General features: G+C 67.3%; 4 protein-coding genes and 1 pseudogene. 3 read left to right on the forward strand and 2 right to left on the reverse strand.

Going from position 1 to position 3,304, the window contains the following annotated elements:
* Positions 1-111: 111 nt before the first annotated feature.
* Positions 112-273, reverse strand: a complete 162-nt coding sequence (locus tag ACIRJP_RS42145; protein WP_404186475.1) for a hypothetical protein — start codon at positions 271-273, stop codon at positions 112-114.
* 111 nt (positions 274-384) lie between these two features.
* Between ACIRJP_RS42145 and ACIRJP_RS42150 the strand changes: the two genes are divergently transcribed.
* Positions 385-585: a hypothetical protein gene (locus tag ACIRJP_RS42150; protein ID WP_404186477.1), complete on the forward strand. Its 201-nt coding sequence runs from the start codon at positions 385-387 to the stop codon at positions 583-585.
* A gap of 181 nt (positions 586-766) precedes the next feature.
* Here ACIRJP_RS42150 and ACIRJP_RS42155 read toward each other — a convergent pair whose 3' ends face one another.
* Positions 767-1,372 carry a hypothetical protein gene (locus ACIRJP_RS42155; RefSeq protein WP_404186479.1) on the reverse strand — a complete coding sequence of 202 codons (606 nt, stop codon included), beginning with the start codon at positions 1,370-1,372 and terminating at the stop codon, positions 767-769.
* A 230-nt stretch (positions 1,373-1,602) separates the two neighbouring features.
* Here ACIRJP_RS42155 and ACIRJP_RS42160 point away from each other — a divergent pair, with 230 nt between their 5' ends.
* The gene (locus tag ACIRJP_RS42160) at positions 1,603-2,862 is read left to right on the forward strand and encodes an IS701 family transposase (protein WP_404186481.1); all 1,260 of its coding nucleotides are present in this window, start codon (positions 1,603-1,605) and stop codon (positions 2,860-2,862) included.
* 167 nt (positions 2,863-3,029) lie between these two features.
* Positions 3,030-3,304: pseudogene (locus ACIRJP_RS42165) on the forward strand (GNAT family N-acetyltransferase); the annotation flags it as partial.

Here is a 3,304-nt window from a genome sequence, read left to right on the forward strand (position 1 = left end):
GGAGTGGTAGCCGTAGGTGCGGACCTGTCGTCGCTCAGTGGATCTGCGTAGTTGTCACGCCTGTGGCCTGGTGTTGTGCAGGTTGATTGAGCGGGTGCGTGGCCTGGTGGTTCACTGATTCTGCGCGGCGGAGCGCTTCGGGGATCGGCGGCCGGCCAGTCCCTCTCGCGCGACGGCGGGGCCGCGCGCGGGGGCGGTGGCGTCGGCAGCCGCCAGCATCGGCTTCGCCGCGTAGAGCGCCCCTGTGCGGCGTTCTGAGCGCCTGCCAGTCACCCCGGGCCTCCCCCTGTCCGGGTTGACTGGTGTTCGTGCCTCAGTGAGGCGCGCAGGGGTTTTTAGGCGTCAGGTGCCTGGTGTTGCTGCTGAGGCGGGATCATCAGGGCCATGCCGACCTACGTGCCCTCTCCCGACGAAGTGACTGCCGCGCAGACTCCCGACGGTGGCTGGACAAAGAAGCAGCTTGCGGAGTGGGGCGTTCCCTGGCCCCCGCCCCAGGGCTGGCGCAAGCACCTGCGAGCGAAGTGGGAGGGCAAGGACGTCCAACCGCTGCCGCGTCAGGAACCCGACCAGGACTCACTGTTCTGAACTAGTACGCCAGCCGTAGATGTGATCTTGCCGGTGGGGTCCGGTGCGGTGAGGGTGAGCGGGCTCCTGTCCTGCTGCGGCGCCGGGCGCTGGCGAGGAAGGCTGCATGGACCCGGCCGTCCAGGAGATGGCCGCGCCCGTTACGGACGGCGAGCGGGCTCCTGTCCTGTTGCGGCGCCGCTCACTGGTGACTCGTGACGCCCTCCGCGAGCGGTGCGAACAACATGTTCCAGTTGCCTGGCAGATGTTGTGTCGCCGCGGTCAGGTGGAAGCGCGCGACTGTCCACTCGTCAGGTCGCGCCTGTGCCCCGTGTTCCCGGACAGCCTGAAGACAGTGGTCGATGAACTCCGAGTCCTCGTCATCGAACCCTAGACGCTCGTACGCCTGCTGTACCTCCGGCGCCTCCTCGAACCAGTCGTCCCATCCCGTAGCCGCGCCCAGAAGGTAGAGCAGGTAACTCTCGGTGTCCGGCAAATCCCTCCGCAAGTCCTGCGAGGCGATGTCCCGCTCCGCATCGTCGCAGTCCAGCTCCGTGCCCTCGGCCGCTGCGTGGACCAGGCCCTCCCAGTAGGTCACGTCATGCCTGCCAGTGGTCTGACGCATGTACTCGCTCGCGAAGGCGGCCATGGCCTTGGGATCGTCGATCAGCGGAGAGAGAACCACGTCGCTCTTGTAGTCGAAGCCGAAGTAGTAGCGGTGCCCATCCAGAGCGAGTGACTCAATGCCGCCTACCTGGCCGGTCCGATCCGGCAGAGGAGCAAAGTGCTTGAGGAGATCCTTTTCCATAGCGGGGACGATAGCGCGGTCCACCGACACTCACCTGGGTCCAAGCCACCCCGATGCGAACAGAACTGCCACATTCAGCAGTTCTACGGCGTGATCTTGCTGGTGGGGCCCGGTGCGGAGACGACTGCGGCCACCGATGATCATCGTGAGGTGTGTGGACTGACGATGAAGCGGTGGCCTCGGGCCACAGCGTAGTGCCCGCCCGCTGGCGGGCGATGTTCGAGGGCTTGATGGACCGGATCGCGGATCGCTTCGCGCGGGTCGAACCCCGGCTGCGGGCAAGGCAATTGGTCCTCGGGTTACTGGCGGACCTGCCGCGTAAGAACTGCTGGACGATCGCCGAGCACACCGGGGACGCCACCCCGGACGGGCTGCAGCACCTGCTCGGCCGGGCCAAGTGGGATGCTGACCTCGTGCGGGACGACCTGCGCGCCTTCGTGCTGGAGCACCTGGCTGACGACCAGGCCGTGCTGGTGATCGACGAGACCGGCGACCTCAAGAAGGGCACGCACACGGTAGGCGTCCAGCGCCAGTACACCGGCACCGCCGGACGGATCGAGAACTCTCAGGTCGCCGTCTACCTCACCTACACCTCCCGGCACGGACACGCTGGCATCGACCGCGCGCTCTATCTGCCACAGTCCTGGACCGCCGACTCGGACCGGTGCCAGCAGGCCGCCGTCCCCGACGACGTGGCCTTCGCGACCAAGCCGCAGCTCGCCCAGCAGATGATCGAACGCGCCCTGGACGCCCACGTCCCGGCCGCCTGGGCCGCCGGCGACGAGGTCTACGGCAACAACCCAAAGCTCCGGGCCGCGCTGGAGAAACGCCAGCTCGGCTACGTGCTCGCGGTCTCCAGCACCCACCGTGTCCCCACCCCGGCCGGACCCCAGCGCGCCGACCAACTGGCCAAGCGCATCCCGCGCCGGGCCTGGCAGAAGCTGTCCGCCGGAATGGGAGCGAAGGGTCACCGCTGGTACGACTGGGCACAGATCGCCATCACCGCAATCGGGCTGGCGGACCATCAGCACCTGCTCATCCGCCGAAACCGCCGCACCGGCGAACTGGCCTACTACCGCTGCTACTCGCCCCGCCCGGTGCCGCTATCCACCTTGGTCAAGGTCGCCGGAAGCCGCTGGACGGTGGAGGAGACCTTCCAGAGCTCGAAGACCCTGGCCGGCCTGGACGAGCATCAGGTCCGCCGCTGGGACTCCTGGCACCGCTGGGTCACCCTGGCCCTGCTCGCCCACGCCTTCCTCGCCGTCACCGCCGCCCTCGAACGCCAACGCCAGCCCCTGACCGATGACAGAACCAGCCTCGACGGACTGGCCCCGCTCACCTGCAACGAGATCCAGCGCCTGTTCACCGCCCTGATCCCGCTGCCTGCACGCGACCTCGCCCATCGGCTGCGTTGGTCAACCTGGCGCCGCCGACACCAAGCCCGCGCCCAACGCAGCCACTACCGGCGCCAAGCCGCCCTCCAGCCGTGAAGATCACATCTACGGCTGGAGTACTAGGCCGTGTATCGAATGTGCTGGTCGCCAGCGCGACGCTGGCGACGGACGACCCTGAAATCGCATGCAATCTTCACCCAGTCATGCTGAGATCAATCGCTATGAACGATCACTTTCCTGATGAAGCCAACTTGATGGACAGGATGGAACGGAACCTGGCGGAGCATGCCTGTCACCTGCACCGGAGCATGAGCGGTGCGACCGTCGCGGAGGCTGGTGACCTCCTGGTTGCGGACAGCGGCCTGGACGACGACACTTTCAACATCGTTGCTGCGGCCCGCTTCACCGCCGCCGACGCTGCTGCACGGATCACCGAGACCATGGAGACGCTGGTTCGCACCGGTCGCCGTTTCTCCTGGTGGGTGGGGCCCGCCTCGACACCGGCGGACCTCACCACCCGCCTGACGGGGGCCGGTAT

The organism is Streptomyces sp. NPDC102437 (assembly GCF_044765565.1).
Taxonomy (GTDB): domain Bacteria; phylum Actinomycetota; class Actinomycetes; order Streptomycetales; family Streptomycetaceae; genus Streptomyces.

Bases quoted from the DNA above. Each gene is read 5' to 3' on its own strand.
- ACIRJP_RS42155 (WP_404186479.1), bottom strand. From the start codon at position 1,372: ATGGAAAAGGATCTCCTCAAGCACTTTGCTCCTCTGCCGGATCGGACC.
- ACIRJP_RS42150 (WP_404186477.1), top strand. From the start codon at position 385: ATGCCGACCTACGTGCCCTCTCCCGACGAAGTGACTGCCGCGCAGACT.
- ACIRJP_RS42160 (WP_404186481.1), top strand. From the start codon at position 1,603: ATGGACCGGATCGCGGATCGCTTCGCGCGGGTCGAACCCCGGCTGCGG.